Origin of the sequence: Microbulbifer discodermiae, assembly GCF_040742695.1 — a bacterium.
Taxonomy (GTDB): domain Bacteria; phylum Pseudomonadota; class Gammaproteobacteria; order Pseudomonadales; family Cellvibrionaceae; genus Microbulbifer.
This window is the reverse complement of sequence record NZ_JBFLAB010000153.1, coordinates 1-1,041: the sequence shown is the minus strand read 5'-3', so window position 1 is coordinate 1,041 and position 1,041 is coordinate 1. Positions and strand designations below refer to the sequence as shown.

Annotated in this window: 1 protein-coding gene and 1 pseudogene; one reads left to right on the top strand and one right to left on the bottom strand. The window is 47.8% G+C overall.

Annotated features, from left to right (window positions below):
* A partial coding sequence (locus AB1S50_RS19500) for a transposase domain-containing protein (RefSeq protein ID WP_367148845.1) occupies positions 1-125 on the top strand: 125 nt, incomplete at its 5' end.
* A 396-nt stretch (positions 126-521) separates the two neighbouring features.
* On the opposite strand, the pseudogene AB1S50_RS19545 reads toward AB1S50_RS19500, so the two are convergent.
* Positions 522-661 (bottom strand): annotated as a pseudogene (locus AB1S50_RS19545) (IS5-like element ISNeu3 family transposase); the annotation flags it as partial.
* Positions 662-1,041 lie beyond the last annotated feature (380 nt).

Sequence of the window (1,041 nt, the reverse complement as noted above, 5' to 3'; positions counted from 1 at the left end):
CCAAGCTGAATGGTCATGATCCCTTTGCGTATCTGAAAGATGTGATGCAGCGATTACCGATGCATCGCGCCAGTGCTATCGGCGAGCTGCTGCCCCATAACTGGGTTCCTGCTGACAAGGTGTGATGCCCGGACGCTTACGCTCATTCGAACTGCGTGACGGATTCCCATGTCAGTGACGGGTTTTATGCTATACGTCCAGCAGGACGTCCCGTGTATTCTGGACTTCGTAGATAGGCCTATCGGGAGCATTTGAACAGAAAGTTACGATTTCGCTCTGTCTGCCCCACCTTGAACCGTATAACCCTGTGCGAAAGTAGCCGCCCTGTGAAACCAGCAAGCCATTTCTCACTCCGTTGCCTTTCGACGTAGTAGGTCCCATCGGGAAGGACGCACTTTTAGGACAGTAAAGAGATATGTGACGAAGTGCTGTCGTCGACGTTCTCGCCCTATTTCCTAAGTTCCTCCACGAGGTTGCTAACCCTGAAAGTCTTCTACGCCCTGTCTACACTAATCAGCCTGTCAGAGATGAGTGAAGAGTTGAAAAAATATACATACTATGTCCAACTTGTCAAAGCGACTAAAGATTCTTCGGGACACTCTCAGTCGTTTAAACAGGCGCTCTACTTCGTTTTCTTTTTGTAGATTTCGCGATCATACTCCTCTCGTTTTCTGACTCATCGATTGGCACGCATGCAAATGCTATACCACTTTCCGAACCGATCAGCAAGGGCTCTCCACTTGCGGCTGTGTTCGGCCGCATACAGAAGGGCATAGATGACCTGCATATTAGATATTTTTACATTGCCTCTTTGAACTGAAAATAACCGTTCGATAATCTTAAACCGCGATGTTGATATTTCCATATGCAGATTTTATTAGATTTAGTGGAGACAGACGCTAGTGGGCCATGCGGTTAATTAGGTGACACATTTTTGGCTCGCCGCACTGAAGCCAGTATCGTGTCGGCGCTCTTTGTCCATTTAAATGGTTTGGCAAGATCGCGGTTATGAACACGAATAAATCGCTGCAGCTCGGCCTT